We start from the raw sequence: 14,313 nt of genomic DNA, 5'->3' as shown, positions 1-14,313 counted from the left end.
GTCATGAACGACAGAAACCTTCAGCCCCTTCAGTACACCCTGAAGGAGGCCGCCCAAATCCTGGGAGTCTCCGAGAAGACCCTTCGCCGCGAGTATGTCGAGGGGCGAATCCTGTTCCGAACCTTGCGTGAGGGGGCGGCAAGTACTTTATCGACCACGAAGAGTGTGTGCGGTGGCGGAACTCGCTGCCGCAGCCGGCTCCGGGTGAGAGGGCGGCGTCGTGAAGGCCGCGATCTGGGTTCCCGCGTATGCGTGTCTTGTGTTGGGGTGTGGGCGATCCTCCCACCTCTCGGACCGGAAGAACTGGTGGCGTTCGTGATCGTCGCGGTCCTGTTGCTGATGACGGTGGTCGGGTTCTGCATGCCCACCCAGGAGGTCGACCAGTGAGCGGGGCCGAAACCATCTTCGGGTCCGAGCTGTATGGCGCGATCGTGCAGCAGCAGATCGCCGACGCACAACACACCCAGAACCAGCTCGACAAGTACTACCAGCGCAAGGAGGCGCAACTCCTCTGGCTGCGTGCAGAGATAGCGCACTACGCAGCCAAGCAGGACTCGAAGTCGGTCGAGTACGCGCTGCTTTCAATCCTCCAGCGCTCCTACGACATCGAAGACGAGGGGGTCGACCAGTGAGCAGCGGTGCAGTGGAAGCCCGCTATGCCGGCTGGTGCCCAAATGCCGCACCGACTACCCCGTAGGCACATTGATCGGCTACGTCCGCGAATACCTGGTGTTCCCGGATGGGCGGGCGGGGAAGAACGTGACGGTGTGTGAGCCGTGCGCGGTGGAGGTGACCCGTGAGCGTCGTTGACATGCAGGCGTTTCGGACGGCACGCGACATCGTGGAGGTGGAAGCCGACCTCGCTTCCGAGGCATTCACGCACGGCTTCATGTCCTCGATGCAGGTTTCGGCTGCCGGGTGTAGCGCGGTCCTCACCGACTTCTACGGGCGTCGGGTGTTGAAGGTGGAGCCGCAATCGTCGCCATGGATCACCCGCGATCACGTGCTGGTGTTCCTCGCAGCGCAGGAGGCCCAGCCATGAGCATCTACTACCAGGACGACCTGGTCACCCTCTACCACGGCGACTGCCGAGAGGTCATGGCAGACATGGCAGATCGGTCGGTCGATGTGGTGATCACGGATCCGCCGTACACCGAACGCACACACGGAATGGCAAAGACGAACAGGGGTGCTGGTCATGGCATAAAGGCCGTCACGTTCGCGGCGATCTCTGACGCTGACCTGCGGGCCGTACTCGCCGAGTGTGGGCGGGTCTCGGCGAGTTGGGTGGTCACGTCGCTTGATTACGCGCACGCTTTCGCCTTCGACCAGGGTCCGCCGGTCGGGTTGCGCTCGCTGCGCATCGGTGTCTGGGTGAAGCCCAACCCGATGCCGCAGATCAGTGCCGACCGTCCCGGGCAAGGCTGGGAAGCGATTTCATTTCTACACCGCGCCGACACCAAACCGGCCTGGAACGGGGGTGGCAAGGCTGGCGTGTGGACGTACCCCGTCGTGCAGAACACCGGTCACCCGACGGCGAAACCGCTGCCAATGGTGGAGGACTGGGTGCGCCTGTTCACGAACGCCTCGGAAACGGTGTTCGACCCGTTCGCCGGTTCGGGCACCACGTTGATTGCTGCGGCGAACGAAAACCGTAAGGCGGTCGGTGTCGAGCTTGAGGAGCGTTACTGCGAGCTGATTGCGAAACGCCTCAGTAATCAGACGATGGCTCTCGACTTCGGGGATGCGTCATGAGTGCCGCGGAGCACCGCCAGATCGACGGTGTCGACATGTGGGTGCAACACCTCCCAGACCTCCACCTGTTTTGGGCGTGGGTGAACGGACGCACCGAGTTCGTCACCTGGCCCGACGCCGACCACCCCCAGGCCCCCGTTGATCGTGCAGGCCTGGTGGCTGAGCGGCTGTTCGAGTTGGTGGCGAGAGCGAAGGCGGCGGCGTGAGGTTCATGTCGAACCGCACCCATGCTGCCGGCGGGTTCCGGTGGCGCGGCCCCCAATACCCCTACGACCTACCCGGACCTGGAGATGTTCTCCCGGACGACCCGGTCGAGCCGGAAGAACTGTTCCCCAATCCTGCCTACGGGCAACAAGACCCATGGAGACAACAATGACCGAAGACATTAGCCAGGACGAACTGTTCCGGCTCACAGGGCGTGATGTCGTCCTGTGCCCGGAGTGCGGCCACGGCATCGACCCGCACGGCACCGATCCGGGGGGTGCGTGCGGGGTCGGCAAGTGCGAATGCATGATGTCGCCCAACGGCATCGCCTACGCCCTGATCAATCCGGAAGTCACCCCGGCGCAGAAGCACTACGCCGAAGCGGAGAGGATGCTCGCGTTCATCGAGCACGACCGCAACCTCACGACCACCCAGCACTCGGAGGTCGCAGCGCGCGCCCAGGTGCACGCCACCCTCGCGCAGGCCGCTTCACTGCGGGAGGTTCTGGAATCCCGCGCCACCACCCGGTACCACGTCACGGTCCAGGATGAGGGCGAGTTCCGCCGACGCAGCAGCCGTCTCGGATCTTTCGGTGGTGCGCTGTGAACTCTGTGAGACAGCTTCCCAGCAGCGGTTCGTGGTCTGACCGCTACCGCACGATGCTCGACATCGCCGTGTGGTGTGGCGGCATGATCGTCCGCCCCAAACCCCACCAACTCCAGCTACGGGTGGATGGTGTGACTGCCCTTCCGGGGGATTGGATCAAGGCTGACGGCAACGGGTTCGAGGTCATCCCCTCCAGGGCGGGAGCAGACCTCTGATGCCCGACTACAAAGGCCCCCTCGACTACGTCGATGTCGCGACCCGAATTGTTGAGTTCCGCAACCAGCACCCCACCGGCTCTCTCCAGCAGGTGCGATACGAAGTTCTTGAGGTTGGCGGCAAGAGCTTCCTCGCGTTCACCGCCGCCGCCTACCGCACGCCGGATGATGAGCGTCCCGGTATCGGTACCGCGTGGGAACCCATCCCCGGCCCCACATCTTTCACCCGTGACTCGGAGATGCAGAACGCTGAGACCGCGGCGTGGGGGAGGGCGATCGTCGCAGCGTTGGCGGCGGACACGAAGAAGGGTGTGGCGTCGTCGGAGGAGGTCCGGAACCGTCAGCAGACGCCGGCGCAGCGGGCGCAACGCGAACTGGCTGAGGCTGTGACGGCTGCGGGGATGGTGACGAAGGAGTTCGCCGAGTGGGCGATGACCACCCGCAATGTCGATCTGAAGACTGCCGGGATTGCGGTGCTGGTGCCGCTGACTCGTGAGGTGCAGGAGAAGGGGAAGGCGATCATGTCTGTCCCGGATCATGATGCGGCGCAAACCACCCTGGCCGACGAACTCGGCGCACAGGAGGCGTCGTGAGCGGGCGGGCGATGGGATCGCATCAGTGCGCCACCACCGGGGACGACGTGTGGCTGACACCACCGCACGTCCTCGACGCCCTCGGCCCGTTCGACCTCGACCCGTGCGCCGCACCGGCAGAAGCGAACTGGACGACCGCACGCCACCACTACCGACTACCCGACGACGGACTCACACTGCCGTGGGAAGGGCGCGTGTGGTGCAACCCGCCCTACTCCAATGTGTGGCGGTGGCTCGACCGGCTCGCCAACCACGGCACCGGCACCGCACTGATCTTCGCCCGCACCGAGACCGCCGGATTCCAGGCGCAGGTGTGGCGGCGGGCGACCGCAGTGCTGTTCCTCGAAGGGCGGCTCACCTTCCACCACCGCGATGGATCGAAGGCCGCGGCGAACAGCGGCGCACCGTCCTGCCTCGTCGCATACGGGACAGATGACGCGGGCCGACTGCTCGACAGCGGACTCCCTGGCGCGTTCGTCCATGGCTGGTCGATCACGGCAGTTGACGACCAACCATCCCTCTTCGAGGAGGCGTCATGAGCCGCCCTATTTGCGGGGTGTGTGGTTTCGATCTCGGCTACGGCCACATGGTCCGTATGCGCTGGGGAGACCGCACCGGCGACATCATCCCATGCCCGAATTGCCTGGCCCATCACGACGCTCAAGACATCCTCAGGAGATACACCCATGAGTAACGGCTTCCACATCGAACCCTCCACCACCCGAATGGATCAGGGCAGAAGATCCAACACCCTGGACGAGAAGAAGCAGGCGTTGGGGTCGTCGAACACGTTCCCCGGTGCGAATGTGTTGAACCGCAACCGGAATGTTTCTGATCTGCCGAAACCGCCGGCCTGGCATGAGGGCGCTCCCTGCGCCTCCTCAGACCCGGACGCGTTCTTTCCCTCCCATTACGGGGTGACGCAAACCGCTGACGCGAAACGGATCTGCGCCGGCTGTGACCGCCGGGAGGTGTGTTTGCAGTGGGCGTTGGACAACCGTGAACCGCACGGTGTGGTTGGGGTACGACTCCGCGTGAACGTCAGGCCATGTGGAAGCAGGGGGCGGCATGACCTGCCAATGCGGGAAGCCCGTCAAAGCGCGCGGCATGTGCGAAATGCACTACGCCCAACACCACCGCCGGCAACGCGCCTACGGACGTTGGACTCCCGACCTGGTCGACGCCCAGCCTGTACGCGAGCACATCCTCAAGCTGCGTGACGCAGGAGTGGGGAACAAACGGCTCGAAGAGGAGTTCGGCGTCCCGCACAGCACCATCCAGCATCTGCTGTACGGGCAACGCGGATACGGTCCGAGCAAACAGGTCCGCCAAGCTACCGCCGACCGCATCCTCCAAATCCCTGTTCCGCGTACCGGTGTCGAGTTTGTGCGACAGGACCGCGTCCCCGCCCTGGGCACAACCCGCCGATTGCAGGCGTTGGTGGCGAACGGGTATTCGCAGACGGATCTGATCAGCCGTCTGGGTTGGCCGGAGAATGGCAGCACTTCGGAGTTGTTCCTCGGACAGTCCCGCAACATTGCGGTTCGTCGAGCACGGGATGTGACGTCCTTGTTCGCGCAGTTGCAGATGGTTCCCGGAACTGATCGGAAGGCGCGGCATCGGGCGAAGGCGAAAGGTTGGTTGCCTCCGTTGGCGTGGGATGAGGACCGTATCGATGACCCCACCTATGAGCCGGAAGTGGTGGACAAACCCCGCACTGCCGAAGACCTGTTCTCCGACTTCGAGTATCTGCTGTCGATGGGTGTTGGGGCGGAGGAGGCATCGCGTCGGGTGGGGATGCTGCCGGCGTCGATGAAGCGCCGGTATGAGCGGCATGGGCGGCGTTGTCCGGCAGCGTTGACGTCGGTGGCGTGGCAGCAGAGGAAGACGGCGTCATGACGGGCTTCTCTGCGGATGTGAAGGCTGCTGCTGCGGTGCGGGCGATGGGTCGCTGCGAAGTCCAAACCGACTGGTGTACCGGCACAGGGCAGGACTATCACCACCGAGCTAACCGCGGCATGGGCGGATCGAAAGACCCACAGATCAACGCCCTGTCGAATTGTCTGCTGGTGTGCCGCGGCTGCCATGACTTCATCGGCCGCAATCCGGCGCAGGCGTACGCGAAGGGCTGGTTGGTGTCGAAGTTCCGGCAGCCGTCCAGCGATGTGGCTGTCCTGCTGTCGGGCCGGTGGGCGTTGCTCGATGATGCCGGCGGGGTCGAGGTGTGCGATGCGGTGGGCTGAGGTTCCGGAGTCCTACCTCCTGTGGGGGGCGATCGAGAGGCCGTGCCCTGAGTGCGCGGCCAGGCCGGGGGAGCTTTGCGTACTCCGTTCCCCCGCAACAGGTGCAGAGAAGACACGACACATCCCCTGCGTGGGGAGAACCAAAGGAGACAACGAATGAGCAACAACAAGAAGGCTTTCGACGGCGAGGCGTTCAAGGCGGTTGAGGTGGTCAAGGTGCAGGCTGTCGGCGGAGGCTCGGGTGGCAATGGCGGCTACGTCGTGCAGCCCTTGGCGTCGGCGAGAACTGCTGTGCGTGTGGTGGTGACGAGAACCCGGAAGGGTTACCAGTGGGCGCAGATCGCCCGCAACGGCAGCGCCGGCGCCATCTCCCCGAAAACGTATGACACGAAGTCGAATGCGGTGCGCGCTGCCAAGCGTCAGGCCGCTCTGGTGGGTGGGGTGGTGGAGGTCCAGTGATCGTCTACGAGAACATCCCGGAGAAGGTGTCTGAGTATCGCGGCACCATCGAGGTGTACGAGGACGAGATCTTGCAGGTCGACCTCGATGCCAAGAGCGTGGTCGCCAGACATCCCGAGTGGCGTTGGCGGTGTAAGTCCCGCAACGGTCAGATCCTCGCTCAGGGGAAGGCTATCGGCGTAGGTCGGGGGCTCTCAACGCCATCGACACCCAGTACGCGGCGCGGTTGAAGGTTGGTGGCATCAACTACGACGTGGTCCCGCGTGGGCAAGAACGGCAGATGCTCGTCTGCCCGTGGCGTGTGGTGATCCTCGACCGCCACGGAGACATCGACAAGATCGGAGCACTCTACTGATGAGCGAGGACAACCCCGTATCCCGCAACCTGCCGGGAAACCCTTTCACCGATAACTACGCGGCCATGACGGCTGAGCAGTCCGCATGGTTCGCCATCGCCTACGAGATTCGCACACTCACCATCGCCCTCACGGAGCAGACATACAACCTGAACGGCAGTCCTCTCTGTGACGAACTGCGAGATCGGCTGGGCCTGAACGGCGGCGGTGTGTCATGACTCGCATCCTTGGTGTGTCCGCTGTACCGGGTTTCTTCCCACCCGGACCTGTTGATTGGTCGAACGGGCAGACGTTGGTGCCGGCCGAAGACCTGGAGCAGGCGCAGGCACGCATCGCCGAACTCGAAGTGGCGCTGAGAAGGAAGCGGCTCATCTTCGACCAGGTATGCAACGACCGTGCCGCCCTCAATGCTGACGTCAATCGCTTATCCGCTGACCGTCTCGAATCTGAGGCCACCGCAGACGATGTGGTGGAGAAGGCCGAACAGTTCACAGCCGAGCAAGTACGCGACGCCATCATCGAGGTGTTGGACCAGAACGCGGTGTCGCTGTGGCTGCCCTACGGGGACACACCTCACGGCACCGTCCATCCCGAAGATGTCGGCCATGTCGCCCGATGGGTAGTTGCAAAGCTGCGGGGGGAGTCATGACCGATCCCGCCGTAGACGCAGCACAGAGGGCGTGTGAACCGCATGGCGTCTCGCACTTCGTCGGCCCGGGAAGGTACGCCCTGCGTGGTGCCCGTGAAGCCCTCGCACCACTCCGGGAACTGCATCGGCTCGACGGCTGCCCCGAACGCGACGACTGTACCGATCCCGAACACCTGACGCTGTGCTCGGGCTGCTACCAGGAATGGCCCTGCCGCACCGCACCCCTCATCTATTCCTCTGACGAGTTGGGAGATACCCCATGACACCCACACCCGCCGAGATCGCGGCGGCACACCAGTCGTACGAGTGGGCAGGTGGCGTGTGCTGCACCTGCGGCCCCGACTACTACATCAACGACGCCGAGCATGGTGCCCACGTCATCGCTGCTCTGTCTGAGCACTACCACTGCCCACGTCATCGCTGCTCTGTCTGAGCACTACCACCTACTACCCAAGGCGGAACCGGGCGGCGAAGACGACGACCGCGCCGAGTGGCTGGACGGGGAAGTGATGGCCGCCCGAGGCAAGCGGGTGGTGCGGCTCTACTTCGAGGACCCTCGCAATACGCCTGAGGATGCCCGCGAACTCGCATCCGCCCTGGCGTCTGCTGCTGATGTTGCGGAGGAGCCGAGATGAGCGACGCAGACGAAAAGGCGGTCGCTGAGGCGCTATACGCGGTCGAGAGCGTGCACCACTTCCACGGCACTGAATGCCTCTGCGGCTTCAACTCTCACCGGGCGCGCGAACGCACCGCCCACATCACACGCCTGGCCCTAGGGGAGCTGTTGGGCCACGACTTCGTCAGAAAGGCGGCATTCGATGTCTGACATCGGTTTCGGTCCTGTTGGTGATCCCCCGATCATCCACGGCGGCAACAGCTATGTGACCCGTGATGGGTATGGGCGTCCGACGTATCTGGTGGACCGGCGACTCCTGGAGAAGGCGGAGGCACGCATCGCCGAACTCGAAGACCAGCTGCGTCCTATGTCGCCACTGAGACAGCAAGCCGACACCTACCTGCGGATACTGCGCCACCCTGAAATCTACCGCCACCTACGCGCGGGAGCGGGGTCGTGGTCCGACCAGATCGACGCGCGTATCACCACTGTCGCTGCTGATCGGGATCACTGGGCCGCGTGCCGCGCCAGATCCGATCAGCAGCGACAGTGTGATACGCGCGTCGATCTGGTCGGACCACGACCCGCTCCCGCGCGTAGGTGGCGGTAGATTTCAGGTGGCGCAGTATCCGCAGGTAGGTGTCGGCTTGCTGTCTCAGTGGCGACATAGGACGCAGCTGGTCTTCGAGTTCGGCGATGCGTGCCTCCGCCTTCTCCAGGAGTCGCCGGTCCACCAGATACGTCGGACGCCCATACCCATCACGGGTCACATAGCTGTTGCCGCCGTGGATGATCGGGGGATCACCAACAGGACCGAAACCGATGTCAGACATCGAATGCCGCCTTTCTGACGAAGTCGTGGCCCAACAGCTCCCCTAGGGCCAGGCGTGTGATGTGGGCGGTGCGTTCGCGCGCCCGGTGAGAGTTGAAGCCGCAGAGGCATTCAGTGCCGTGGAAGTGGTGCACGCTCTCGACCGCGTATAGCGCCTCAGCGACCGCCTTTTCGTCTGCGTCGCTCATCTCGGCTCCTCCGCAACATCAGCAGCAGACGCCAGGGCGGATGCGAGTTCGCGGGCATCCTCAGGCGTATTGCGAGGGTCCTCGAAGTAGAGCCGCACCACCCGCTTGCCTCGGGCGGCCATCACTTCCCCGTCCAGCCACTCGGCGCGGTCGTCGTCTTCGCCGCCCGGTTCCGCCTTGGGTAGTAGGTGGTAGTGCTCAGACAGAGCAGCGATGACGTGGGCAGTGGTAGTGCTCAGACAGAGCAGCGATGACGTGGGCACCATGCTCGGCGTCGTTGATGTAGTAGTCGGGGCCGCAGGTGCAGCACACGCCACCTGCCCACTCGTACGACTGGTGTGCCGCCGCGATCTCGGCGGGTGTGGGTGTCATGGGGTATCTCCCAACTCGTCAGAGGAATAGATGAGGGGTGCGGTGCGGCAGGGCCATTCCTGGTAGCAGCCCGAGCACAGCGTCAGGTGTTCGGGATCGGTACAGTCGTCGCGTTCGGGGCAGCCGTCGAGCCGATGCAGTTCCCGGAGTGGTGCGAGGGCTTCACGGGCACCACGCAGGGCGTACCTTCCCGGGCCGACGAAGTGCGAGACGCCATGCGGTTCACACGCCCTCTGTGCTGCGTCTACGGCGGGATCGGTCATGACTCCCCCCGCAGCTTTGCAACTACCCATCGGGCGACATGGCCGACATCTTCGGGATGGACGGTGCCGTGAGGTGTGTCCCCGTAGGGCAGCCACAGCGACACCGCGTTCTGGTCCAACACCTCGATGATGGCGTCGCGTACTTGCTCGGCTGTGAACTGTTCGGCCTTCTCCACCACATCGTCTGCGGTGGCCTCAGATTCGAGACGGTCAGCGGATAAGCGATTGACGTCAGCATTGAGGGCGGCACGGTCGTTGCATACCTGGTCGAAGATGAGCCGCTTCCTTCTCAGCGCCACTTCGAGTTCGGCGATGCGTGCCTGCGCCTGCTCCAGGTCTTCGGCCGGCACCAACGTCTGCCCGTTCGACCAATCAACAGGTCCGGGTGGGAAGAAACCCGGTACAGCGGACACACCAAGGATGCGAGTCATGACACACCGCCGCCGTTCAGGCCCAGCCGATCTCGCAGTTCGTCACAGAGAGGACTGCCGTTCAGGTTGTATGTCTGCTCCGTGAGGGCGATGGTGAGTGTGCGAATCTCGTAGGCGATGGCGAACCATGCGGACTGCTCAGCCGTCATGGCCGCGTAGTTATCGGTGAAAGGGTTTCCCGGCAGGTTGCGGGATACGGGGTTGTCCTCGCTCATCAGTAGAGTGCTCCGATCTTGTCGATGTCTCCGTGGCGGTCGAGGATCACCACACGCCACGGGCAGACGAGCATCTGCCGTTCTTGCCCACGCGGGACCACGTCGTAGTTGATGCCACCAACCTTCAACCGCGCCGCGTACTGGGTGTCGATGGCGTTGAGAGCCCCCGACCTACGCCGATAGCCTTCCCCCTGAGCGAGGATCTGACCGTTGCGGGACTTACACCGCCAACGCCACTCGGGATGTCTGGCGACCACGCTCTTGGCATCGAGGTCGACCTGCAAGATCTCGTCCTCGTACACCTCGATGGTGCCGCGATACTCAGACACCTTCTCCGGGATGTTCTCGTAGACGATCACTGGACCTCCACCACCCCACCCACCAGAGCGGCCTGACGCTTGGCAGCGCGCACCGCATTCGACTTCGTGTCATACGTTTTCGGGGAGATGGCGCCGGCGCTGCCGTTGCGGGCGATCTGCGCCCACTGGTAACCCTTCCGGGTTCTCGTCACCACCACACGCACAGCAGTTCTCGCCGACGCCAAGGGCTGCACGACGTAGCCGCCATTGCCACCCGAGCCTCCGCCGACAGCCTGCACCTTGACCACCTCAACCGCCTTGAACGCCTCGCCGTCGAAAGCCTTCTTGTTGTTGCTCATTCGTTGTCTCCTTTGGTTCTCCCCACGCAGGGGATGTGTCGTGTCTTCTCTGCACCTGTTGCGGGGGAACGGAGTACGCAAAGCTCCCCCGGCCTGGCCGCGCACTCAGGGCACGGCCTCTCGATCGCCCCCACAGGAGGTAGGACTCCGGAACCTCAGCCCACCGCATCGCACACCTCGACCCGCCGGCATCATCGAGCAACGCCCACCGGCCCGACAGCAGGACAGCCACATCGCTGGACGGCTGCCGGAACTTCGACACCAACCAGCCCTTCGCGTACGCCTGCGCCGGATTGCGGCCGATGAAGTCATGGCAGCCGCGGCACACCAGCAGACAATTCGACAGGGCGTTGATCTGTGGGTCTTTCGATCCGCCCATGCCGCGGTTAGCTCGGTGGTGATAGTCCTGCCCTGTGCCGGTACACCAGTCGGTTTGGACTTCGCAGCGACCCATCGCCCGCACCGCAGCAGCAGCCTTCACATCCGCAGAGAAGCCCGTCATGACGCCGTCTTCCTCTGCTGCCACGCCACCGACGTCAACGCTGCCGGACAACGCCGCCCATGCCGCTCATACCGGCGCTTCATCGACGCCGGCAGCATCCCCACCCGACGCGATGCCTCCTCCGCCCCAACACCCATCGACAGCAGATACTCGAAGTCGGAGAACAGGTCTTCGGCAGTGCGGGGTTTGTCCACCACTTCCGGCTCATAGGTGGGGTCATCGATACGGTCCTCATCCCACGCCAACGGAGGCAACCAACCTTTCGCCTTCGCCCGATGCCGCGCCTTCCGATCAGTTCCGGGAACCATCTGCAACTGCGCGAACAAGGACGTCACATCCCGTGCTCGACGAACCGCAATGTTGCGGGACTGTCCGAGGAACAACTCCGAAGTGCTGCCATTCTCCGGCCAACCCAGACGGCTGATCAGATCCGTCTGCGAATACCCGTTCGCCACCAACGCCTGCAATCGGCGGGTTGTGCCCAGGGCGGGGACGCGGTCCTGTCGCACAAACTCGACACCGGTACGCGGAACAGGGATTTGGAGGATGCGGTCGGCGGTAGCTTGGCGGACCTGTTTGCTCGGACCGTATCCGCGTTGCCCGTACAGCAGATGCTGGATGGTGCTGTGCGGGACGCCGAACTCCTCTTCGAGCCGTTTGTTCCCCACTCCTGCGTCACGCAGCTTGAGGATGTGCTCGCGTACAGGCTGGGCGTCGACCAGGTCGGGAGTCCAACGTCCGTAGGCGCGTTGCCGGCGGTGGTGTTGGGCGTAGTGCATTTCGCACATGCCGCGCGCTTTGACGGGCTTCCCGCATTGGCAGGTCATGCCGCCCCCTGCTTCCACATGGCCTGACGTTCACGCGGAGTCGTACCCCCAACCACACCGTGCGGTTCACGGTTGTCCAACGCCCACTGCAAACACACCTCCCGGCGGTCACAGCCGGCGCAGATCCGTTTCGCGTCAGCGGTTTGCGTCACCCCGTAATGGGAGGGAAAGAACGCGTCCGGGTCTGAGGAGGCGCAGGGAGCGCCCTCATGCCAGGCCGGCGGTTTCGGCAGATCAGAAACATTCCGGTTGCGGTTCAACACATTCGCACCGGGGAACGTGTTCGACGACCCCAACGCCTGCTTCTTCTCGTCCAGGGTGTTGGATCTTCTGCCCTGATCCATTCGGGTGGTGGAGGGTTCGATGTGGAAGCCGTTACTCATGGGTGTATCTCCTGAGGATGTCTTGAGCGTCGTGATGGGCCAGGCAATTCGGGCATGGGATGATGTCGCCGGTGCGGTCTCCCAGCGCATACGGACCATGTGGCCGTAGCCGAGATCGAAACCACACACCCGCAAATAGGGCGGCTCATGACGCCTCCTCGAAGAGGGATGGTTGGTCGTCAACTGCCGTGATCGACCAGCCATGGACGAACGCGCCAGGGAGTCCGCTGTCGAGCAGTCGGCCCGCGTCATCTGTCCCGTATGCGACGAGGCAGGACGGTGCGCCGCTGTTCGCCGCGGCCTTCGATCCATCGCGGTGGTGGAAGGTGAGCCGCCCTTCGAGGAACAGCACTGCGGTCGCCCGCCGCCACACCTGCGCCTGGAATCCGGCGGTCTCGGTGCGGGCGAAGATCAGTGCGGTGCCGGTGCCGTGGTTGGCGAGCCGGTCGAGCCACCGCCACACATTGGAGTAGGGCGGGTTGCACCACACGCGCCCTTCCCACGGCAGTGTGAGTCCGTCGTCGGGTAGTCGGTAGTGGTGGCGTGCGGTCGTCCAGTTCGCTTCTGCCGGTGCGGCGCACGGGTCGAGGTCGAACGGGCCGAGGGCGTCGAGGACGTGCGGTGGTGTCAGCCACACGTCGTCCCCGGTGGTGGCGCACTGATGCGATCCCATCGCCCGCCCGCTCACGACGCCTCCTGTGCGCCGAGTTCGTCGGCCAGGGTGGTTTGCGCCGCATCATGATCCGGGACAGACATGATCGCCTTCCCTTCTCCTGCACCTCACGAGTCAGCGGCACCAGCACCGCAATCCCGGCAGTCTTCAGATCGACATTGCGGGTGGTCATCGCCCACTCGGCGAACTCCTTCGTCACCATCCCCGCAGCCGTCACAGCCTCAGCCAGTTCGCGTTGCGCCCGCTGCGCCGGCGTCTGCTGACGGTTCCGGACCTCCTCCGACGACGCCACACCCTTCTTCGTGTCCGCCGCCAACGCTGCGACGATCGCCCTCCCCACGCCGCGGTCTCAGCGTTCTGCATCTCCGAGTCACGGGTGAAAGATGTGGGGCCGGGGATGGGTTCCCACGCGGTACCGATACCGGGACGCTCATCATCCGGCGTGCGGTAGGCGGCGGCGGTGAACGCGAGGAAGCTCTTGCCGCCAACCTCAAGAACTTCGTATCGCACCTGCTGGAGAGAGCCGGTGGGTGCTGGTTGCGGAACTCAACAATTCGGGTCGCGACATCGACGTAGTCGAGGGGCCTTTGTAGTCGGCATCAGAGTCTGCTCCCGCCTGGAGGGATGACCTCGAACCGTTGCCGTCAGCCTTGATCCAATCCCCGGAAGGCAGTCACACCATCCACCCGTAGCTGAAGTTGTGGGTGTTTGGGGCGGACGATTCATGCCGCCACACCACACGGCGATGTCGAGCATCGTGCTGGTAGCGGTCAGACCACGAACCGCTTGCTGGGAAAGCTGTCTCACAGAGTTCACAGCGCACCACCGAAAGATCCGAGACGGCTGCTGCGTCGGCGGAACTCGCCCTCATCCTGGACCGTGACGTGGTACCGGGTGGTGGCGCGGGATTCCAGAACCTCCCGCAGTGAAGCGGCCTGCGCGAGGGTGGCGTGCACCTGGGCGCGCGCTGCGACCTCCGAGTGCTGGGTGGTCGTGAGGTTGCGGTCGTGCTCGATGAACGCGAGCATCCTCTCCGCTTCGGCGTAGTGCTTCTGCGCCGGGGGTGACTTCCGGATTGATCAGGGCGTAGGCGATGCCGTTGGGCGACATCATGCATTCGCACTTGCCGACCCCGCACGCACCCCCCGGATCGGTGCCGTGCGGGTCGATGCCGTGGCCGCACTCCGGGCACAGGACGACATCACGCCCTGTGAGCCGGAACAGTTCGTCCTGGCTAATGTCTTCGGTCATTGTTGTCTCCATGGGTCTTGTTG

The 14,313-nt window shown here is 64.2% G+C and carries 28 protein-coding genes and 1 pseudogene; 18 read left to right on the top strand and 11 right to left on the bottom strand.

Going from position 1 to position 14,313, the window contains the following annotated elements; all coding sequences use genetic code 11:
- The first annotated feature begins 383 nt into the window (after positions 1-383).
- The 18 genes and pseudogenes from BLU62_RS00150 (at position 384) to BLU62_RS00065 (ending at position 7,905) form a co-directional block, all read left to right on the top strand.
- Positions 384-632 carry a hypothetical protein gene (locus BLU62_RS00150; protein ID WP_074847845.1) on the top strand — a complete coding sequence of 83 codons (249 nt, stop codon included), beginning with the start codon at positions 384-386 and terminating at the stop codon, positions 630-632.
- A 164-nt stretch (positions 633-796) separates the two neighbouring features.
- A complete protein-coding gene (locus tag BLU62_RS00145) occupies positions 797-1,042 on the top strand; it encodes a hypothetical protein (protein ID WP_074847843.1) in 246 nt (81 codons plus the stop codon).
- Positions 1,039-1,755 carry a DNA-methyltransferase gene (locus BLU62_RS00140; RefSeq protein WP_074847841.1) on the top strand — a complete coding sequence of 239 codons (717 nt, stop codon included), beginning with the start codon at positions 1,039-1,041 and terminating at the stop codon, positions 1,753-1,755. The genes BLU62_RS00145 and BLU62_RS00140 overlap by 4 nt, the downstream gene beginning before the upstream one ends.
- Complete coding sequence (locus BLU62_RS00135) at positions 1,752-1,961, top strand: hypothetical protein (RefSeq protein WP_074847839.1); 210 nt, start codon at positions 1,752-1,754, stop codon at positions 1,959-1,961. Before BLU62_RS00140 ends, BLU62_RS00135 begins: the two co-directional genes overlap by 4 nt.
- 166 nt (positions 1,962-2,127) lie before the next feature.
- Positions 2,128-2,565, top strand: a complete 438-nt coding sequence (locus tag BLU62_RS00130; protein ID WP_074847837.1) for a hypothetical protein — start codon at positions 2,128-2,130, stop codon at positions 2,563-2,565.
- Positions 2,562-2,780, top strand: a complete 219-nt coding sequence (locus BLU62_RS00125; protein ID WP_074847835.1) for a hypothetical protein — start codon at positions 2,562-2,564, stop codon at positions 2,778-2,780. Before BLU62_RS00130 ends, BLU62_RS00125 begins: the two co-directional genes overlap by 4 nt.
- The gene (locus tag BLU62_RS00120; protein ID WP_074847833.1) at positions 2,780-3,373 is read left to right on the top strand and encodes a metallophosphoesterase family protein; all 594 of its coding nucleotides are present in this window, start codon (positions 2,780-2,782) and stop codon (positions 3,371-3,373) included. Before BLU62_RS00125 ends, BLU62_RS00120 begins: the two co-directional genes overlap by 1 nt.
- Positions 3,370-3,912: a DNA N-6-adenine-methyltransferase gene (locus BLU62_RS00115; RefSeq protein ID WP_244277996.1), complete on the top strand. Its 543-nt coding sequence runs from the start codon at positions 3,370-3,372 to the stop codon at positions 3,910-3,912. Before BLU62_RS00120 ends, BLU62_RS00115 begins: the two co-directional genes overlap by 4 nt.
- A gap of 147 nt (positions 3,913-4,059) precedes the next feature.
- Positions 4,060-4,383 (top strand): annotated as a pseudogene (locus tag BLU62_RS33270) (WhiB family transcriptional regulator); the annotation flags it as partial.
- A gap of 58 nt (positions 4,384-4,441) precedes the next feature.
- The gene (locus BLU62_RS00105) at positions 4,442-5,272 is read left to right on the top strand and encodes a hypothetical protein (RefSeq protein ID WP_074848069.1); all 831 of its coding nucleotides are present in this window, start codon (positions 4,442-4,444) and stop codon (positions 5,270-5,272) included.
- Positions 5,269-5,616, top strand: coding sequence for a hypothetical protein (locus tag BLU62_RS32010; protein WP_074847827.1), 348 nt, complete (start codon positions 5,269-5,271; stop codon positions 5,614-5,616). The genes BLU62_RS00105 and BLU62_RS32010 overlap by 4 nt, the downstream gene beginning before the upstream one ends.
- Positions 5,617-5,772: 156 nt before the next feature.
- Positions 5,773-6,075 carry a hypothetical protein gene (locus BLU62_RS00095; RefSeq protein ID WP_074847809.1) on the top strand — a complete coding sequence of 101 codons (303 nt, stop codon included), beginning with the start codon at positions 5,773-5,775 and terminating at the stop codon, positions 6,073-6,075.
- Positions 6,072-6,305 (top strand): YegP family protein, encoded by a 234-nt coding sequence (locus BLU62_RS00090; protein WP_074847825.1) that lies wholly within the window; start codon positions 6,072-6,074, stop codon positions 6,303-6,305. The genes BLU62_RS00095 and BLU62_RS00090 overlap by 4 nt, the downstream gene beginning before the upstream one ends.
- A complete protein-coding gene (locus BLU62_RS34180; protein WP_280141501.1) occupies positions 6,302-6,430 on the top strand; it encodes a hypothetical protein in 129 nt (42 codons plus the stop codon). The genes BLU62_RS00090 and BLU62_RS34180 overlap by 4 nt, the downstream gene beginning before the upstream one ends.
- Entirely contained in the window at positions 6,430-6,648 is a 219-nt protein-coding gene (locus BLU62_RS00085; RefSeq protein ID WP_074847813.1) for a hypothetical protein, read from the top strand. The genes BLU62_RS34180 and BLU62_RS00085 overlap by 1 nt, the downstream gene beginning before the upstream one ends.
- Complete coding sequence (locus BLU62_RS00080; RefSeq protein WP_139179898.1) at positions 6,645-7,079, top strand: hypothetical protein; 435 nt, start codon at positions 6,645-6,647, stop codon at positions 7,077-7,079. The genes BLU62_RS00085 and BLU62_RS00080 overlap by 4 nt, the downstream gene beginning before the upstream one ends.
- 365 nt (positions 7,080-7,444) lie before the next feature.
- Positions 7,445-7,714: a hypothetical protein gene (locus tag BLU62_RS00070; RefSeq protein WP_074847819.1), complete on the top strand. Its 270-nt coding sequence runs from the start codon at positions 7,445-7,447 to the stop codon at positions 7,712-7,714.
- Positions 7,711-7,905 (top strand): hypothetical protein, encoded by a 195-nt coding sequence (locus BLU62_RS00065; RefSeq protein WP_074847821.1) that lies wholly within the window; start codon positions 7,711-7,713, stop codon positions 7,903-7,905. The genes BLU62_RS00070 and BLU62_RS00065 overlap by 4 nt, the downstream gene beginning before the upstream one ends.
- Positions 7,906-8,177: 272 nt before the next feature.
- Here the strand turns inward: BLU62_RS00065 and BLU62_RS00060 are convergent, their stop codons facing one another.
- From BLU62_RS00060 to BLU62_RS00005, 11 genes are all read right to left on the bottom strand, one after another.
- A complete protein-coding gene (locus tag BLU62_RS00060; RefSeq protein ID WP_074847823.1) occupies positions 8,178-8,528 on the bottom strand; it encodes a hypothetical protein in 351 nt (116 codons plus the stop codon).
- Entirely contained in the window at positions 8,521-8,715 is a 195-nt protein-coding gene (locus tag BLU62_RS00055) for a hypothetical protein (RefSeq protein ID WP_074847821.1), read from the bottom strand. Before BLU62_RS00055 ends, BLU62_RS00060 begins: the two co-directional genes overlap by 8 nt.
- Positions 8,712-8,981 carry a hypothetical protein gene (locus tag BLU62_RS00050; protein ID WP_074847819.1) on the bottom strand — a complete coding sequence of 90 codons (270 nt, stop codon included), beginning with the start codon at positions 8,979-8,981 and terminating at the stop codon, positions 8,712-8,714. Before BLU62_RS00050 ends, BLU62_RS00055 begins: the two co-directional genes overlap by 4 nt.
- Before the next feature lie 365 nt (positions 8,982-9,346).
- On the bottom strand, positions 9,347-9,781 hold the full coding sequence (locus BLU62_RS00040) for a hypothetical protein (protein ID WP_139179898.1): 435 nt from the start codon (positions 9,779-9,781) through the stop codon (positions 9,347-9,349).
- Positions 9,778-9,996 carry a hypothetical protein gene (locus tag BLU62_RS00035; protein ID WP_074847813.1) on the bottom strand — a complete coding sequence of 73 codons (219 nt, stop codon included), beginning with the start codon at positions 9,994-9,996 and terminating at the stop codon, positions 9,778-9,780. Before BLU62_RS00035 ends, BLU62_RS00040 begins: the two co-directional genes overlap by 4 nt.
- The gene (locus BLU62_RS00030; RefSeq protein ID WP_074847811.1) at positions 9,996-10,355 is read right to left on the bottom strand and encodes a YegP family protein; all 360 of its coding nucleotides are present in this window, start codon (positions 10,353-10,355) and stop codon (positions 9,996-9,998) included. Before BLU62_RS00030 ends, BLU62_RS00035 begins: the two co-directional genes overlap by 1 nt.
- Positions 10,352-10,654 (bottom strand): hypothetical protein, encoded by a 303-nt coding sequence (locus tag BLU62_RS00025; RefSeq protein ID WP_074847809.1) that lies wholly within the window; start codon positions 10,652-10,654, stop codon positions 10,352-10,354. Before BLU62_RS00025 ends, BLU62_RS00030 begins: the two co-directional genes overlap by 4 nt.
- 498 nt (positions 10,655-11,152) lie before the next feature.
- Positions 11,153-11,983 carry a hypothetical protein gene (locus tag BLU62_RS00020; protein WP_074848069.1) on the bottom strand — a complete coding sequence of 277 codons (831 nt, stop codon included), beginning with the start codon at positions 11,981-11,983 and terminating at the stop codon, positions 11,153-11,155.
- A complete protein-coding gene (locus BLU62_RS00015; RefSeq protein ID WP_244277997.1) occupies positions 11,980-12,366 on the bottom strand; it encodes a WhiB family transcriptional regulator in 387 nt (128 codons plus the stop codon). Before BLU62_RS00015 ends, BLU62_RS00020 begins: the two co-directional genes overlap by 4 nt.
- A gap of 145 nt (positions 12,367-12,511) precedes the next feature.
- A complete protein-coding gene (locus tag BLU62_RS00010) occupies positions 12,512-13,054 on the bottom strand; it encodes a DNA N-6-adenine-methyltransferase (protein WP_244277996.1) in 543 nt (180 codons plus the stop codon).
- Positions 13,055-13,851: 797 nt separating this feature from the next.
- The gene (locus tag BLU62_RS00005; protein ID WP_074847803.1) at positions 13,852-14,067 is read right to left on the bottom strand and encodes a hypothetical protein; all 216 of its coding nucleotides are present in this window, start codon (positions 14,065-14,067) and stop codon (positions 13,852-13,854) included.
- Positions 14,068-14,313: the final 246 nt, after the last annotated feature.

Source organism: Gordonia westfalica (genome assembly GCF_900105725.1).
Classification (GTDB): domain Bacteria; phylum Actinomycetota; class Actinomycetes; order Mycobacteriales; family Mycobacteriaceae; genus Gordonia; species Gordonia westfalica.
This window is presented reverse-complemented; position numbering and strand designations above follow the sequence as displayed.

Excerpts from the sequence above, each read along its gene's own strand:
- BLU62_RS00140 (WP_074847841.1), top strand. The coding sequence starts at position 1,039 with ATGAGCATCTACTACCAGGACGACCTGGTCACCCTCTACCACGGCGAC.
- BLU62_RS00135 (WP_074847839.1), top strand. The coding sequence starts at position 1,752 with ATGAGTGCCGCGGAGCACCGCCAGATCGACGGTGTCGACATGTGGGTG.
- BLU62_RS00130 (WP_074847837.1), top strand. The coding sequence starts at position 2,128 with ATGACCGAAGACATTAGCCAGGACGAACTGTTCCGGCTCACAGGGCGT.
- BLU62_RS00120 (WP_074847833.1), top strand. The coding sequence starts at position 2,780 with ATGCCCGACTACAAAGGCCCCCTCGACTACGTCGATGTCGCGACCCGA.
- BLU62_RS00105 (WP_074848069.1), top strand. The coding sequence starts at position 4,442 with ATGACCTGCCAATGCGGGAAGCCCGTCAAAGCGCGCGGCATGTGCGAA.
- BLU62_RS32010 (WP_074847827.1), top strand. The coding sequence starts at position 5,269 with ATGACGGGCTTCTCTGCGGATGTGAAGGCTGCTGCTGCGGTGCGGGCG.
- BLU62_RS00095 (WP_074847809.1), top strand. The coding sequence starts at position 5,773 with ATGAGCAACAACAAGAAGGCTTTCGACGGCGAGGCGTTCAAGGCGGTT.
- BLU62_RS00085 (WP_074847813.1), top strand. The coding sequence starts at position 6,430 with ATGAGCGAGGACAACCCCGTATCCCGCAACCTGCCGGGAAACCCTTTC.
- BLU62_RS00080 (WP_139179898.1), top strand. The coding sequence starts at position 6,645 with ATGACTCGCATCCTTGGTGTGTCCGCTGTACCGGGTTTCTTCCCACCC.
- BLU62_RS00070 (WP_074847819.1), top strand. The coding sequence starts at position 7,445 with ATGGTGCCCACGTCATCGCTGCTCTGTCTGAGCACTACCACTGCCCAC.
- BLU62_RS00065 (WP_074847821.1), top strand. The coding sequence starts at position 7,711 with ATGAGCGACGCAGACGAAAAGGCGGTCGCTGAGGCGCTATACGCGGTC.
- BLU62_RS00060 (WP_074847823.1), bottom strand. The coding sequence starts at position 8,528 with ATGTCTGACATCGGTTTCGGTCCTGTTGGTGATCCCCCGATCATCCAC.
- BLU62_RS00055 (WP_074847821.1), bottom strand. The coding sequence starts at position 8,715 with ATGAGCGACGCAGACGAAAAGGCGGTCGCTGAGGCGCTATACGCGGTC.
- BLU62_RS00050 (WP_074847819.1), bottom strand. The coding sequence starts at position 8,981 with ATGGTGCCCACGTCATCGCTGCTCTGTCTGAGCACTACCACTGCCCAC.
- BLU62_RS00040 (WP_139179898.1), bottom strand. The coding sequence starts at position 9,781 with ATGACTCGCATCCTTGGTGTGTCCGCTGTACCGGGTTTCTTCCCACCC.
- BLU62_RS00035 (WP_074847813.1), bottom strand. The coding sequence starts at position 9,996 with ATGAGCGAGGACAACCCCGTATCCCGCAACCTGCCGGGAAACCCTTTC.
- BLU62_RS00025 (WP_074847809.1), bottom strand. The coding sequence starts at position 10,654 with ATGAGCAACAACAAGAAGGCTTTCGACGGCGAGGCGTTCAAGGCGGTT.
- BLU62_RS00020 (WP_074848069.1), bottom strand. The coding sequence starts at position 11,983 with ATGACCTGCCAATGCGGGAAGCCCGTCAAAGCGCGCGGCATGTGCGAA.
- BLU62_RS00015 (WP_244277997.1), bottom strand. The coding sequence starts at position 12,366 with ATGAGTAACGGCTTCCACATCGAACCCTCCACCACCCGAATGGATCAG.
- BLU62_RS00005 (WP_074847803.1), bottom strand. The coding sequence starts at position 14,067 with ATGCTCGCGTTCATCGAGCACGACCGCAACCTCACGACCACCCAGCAC.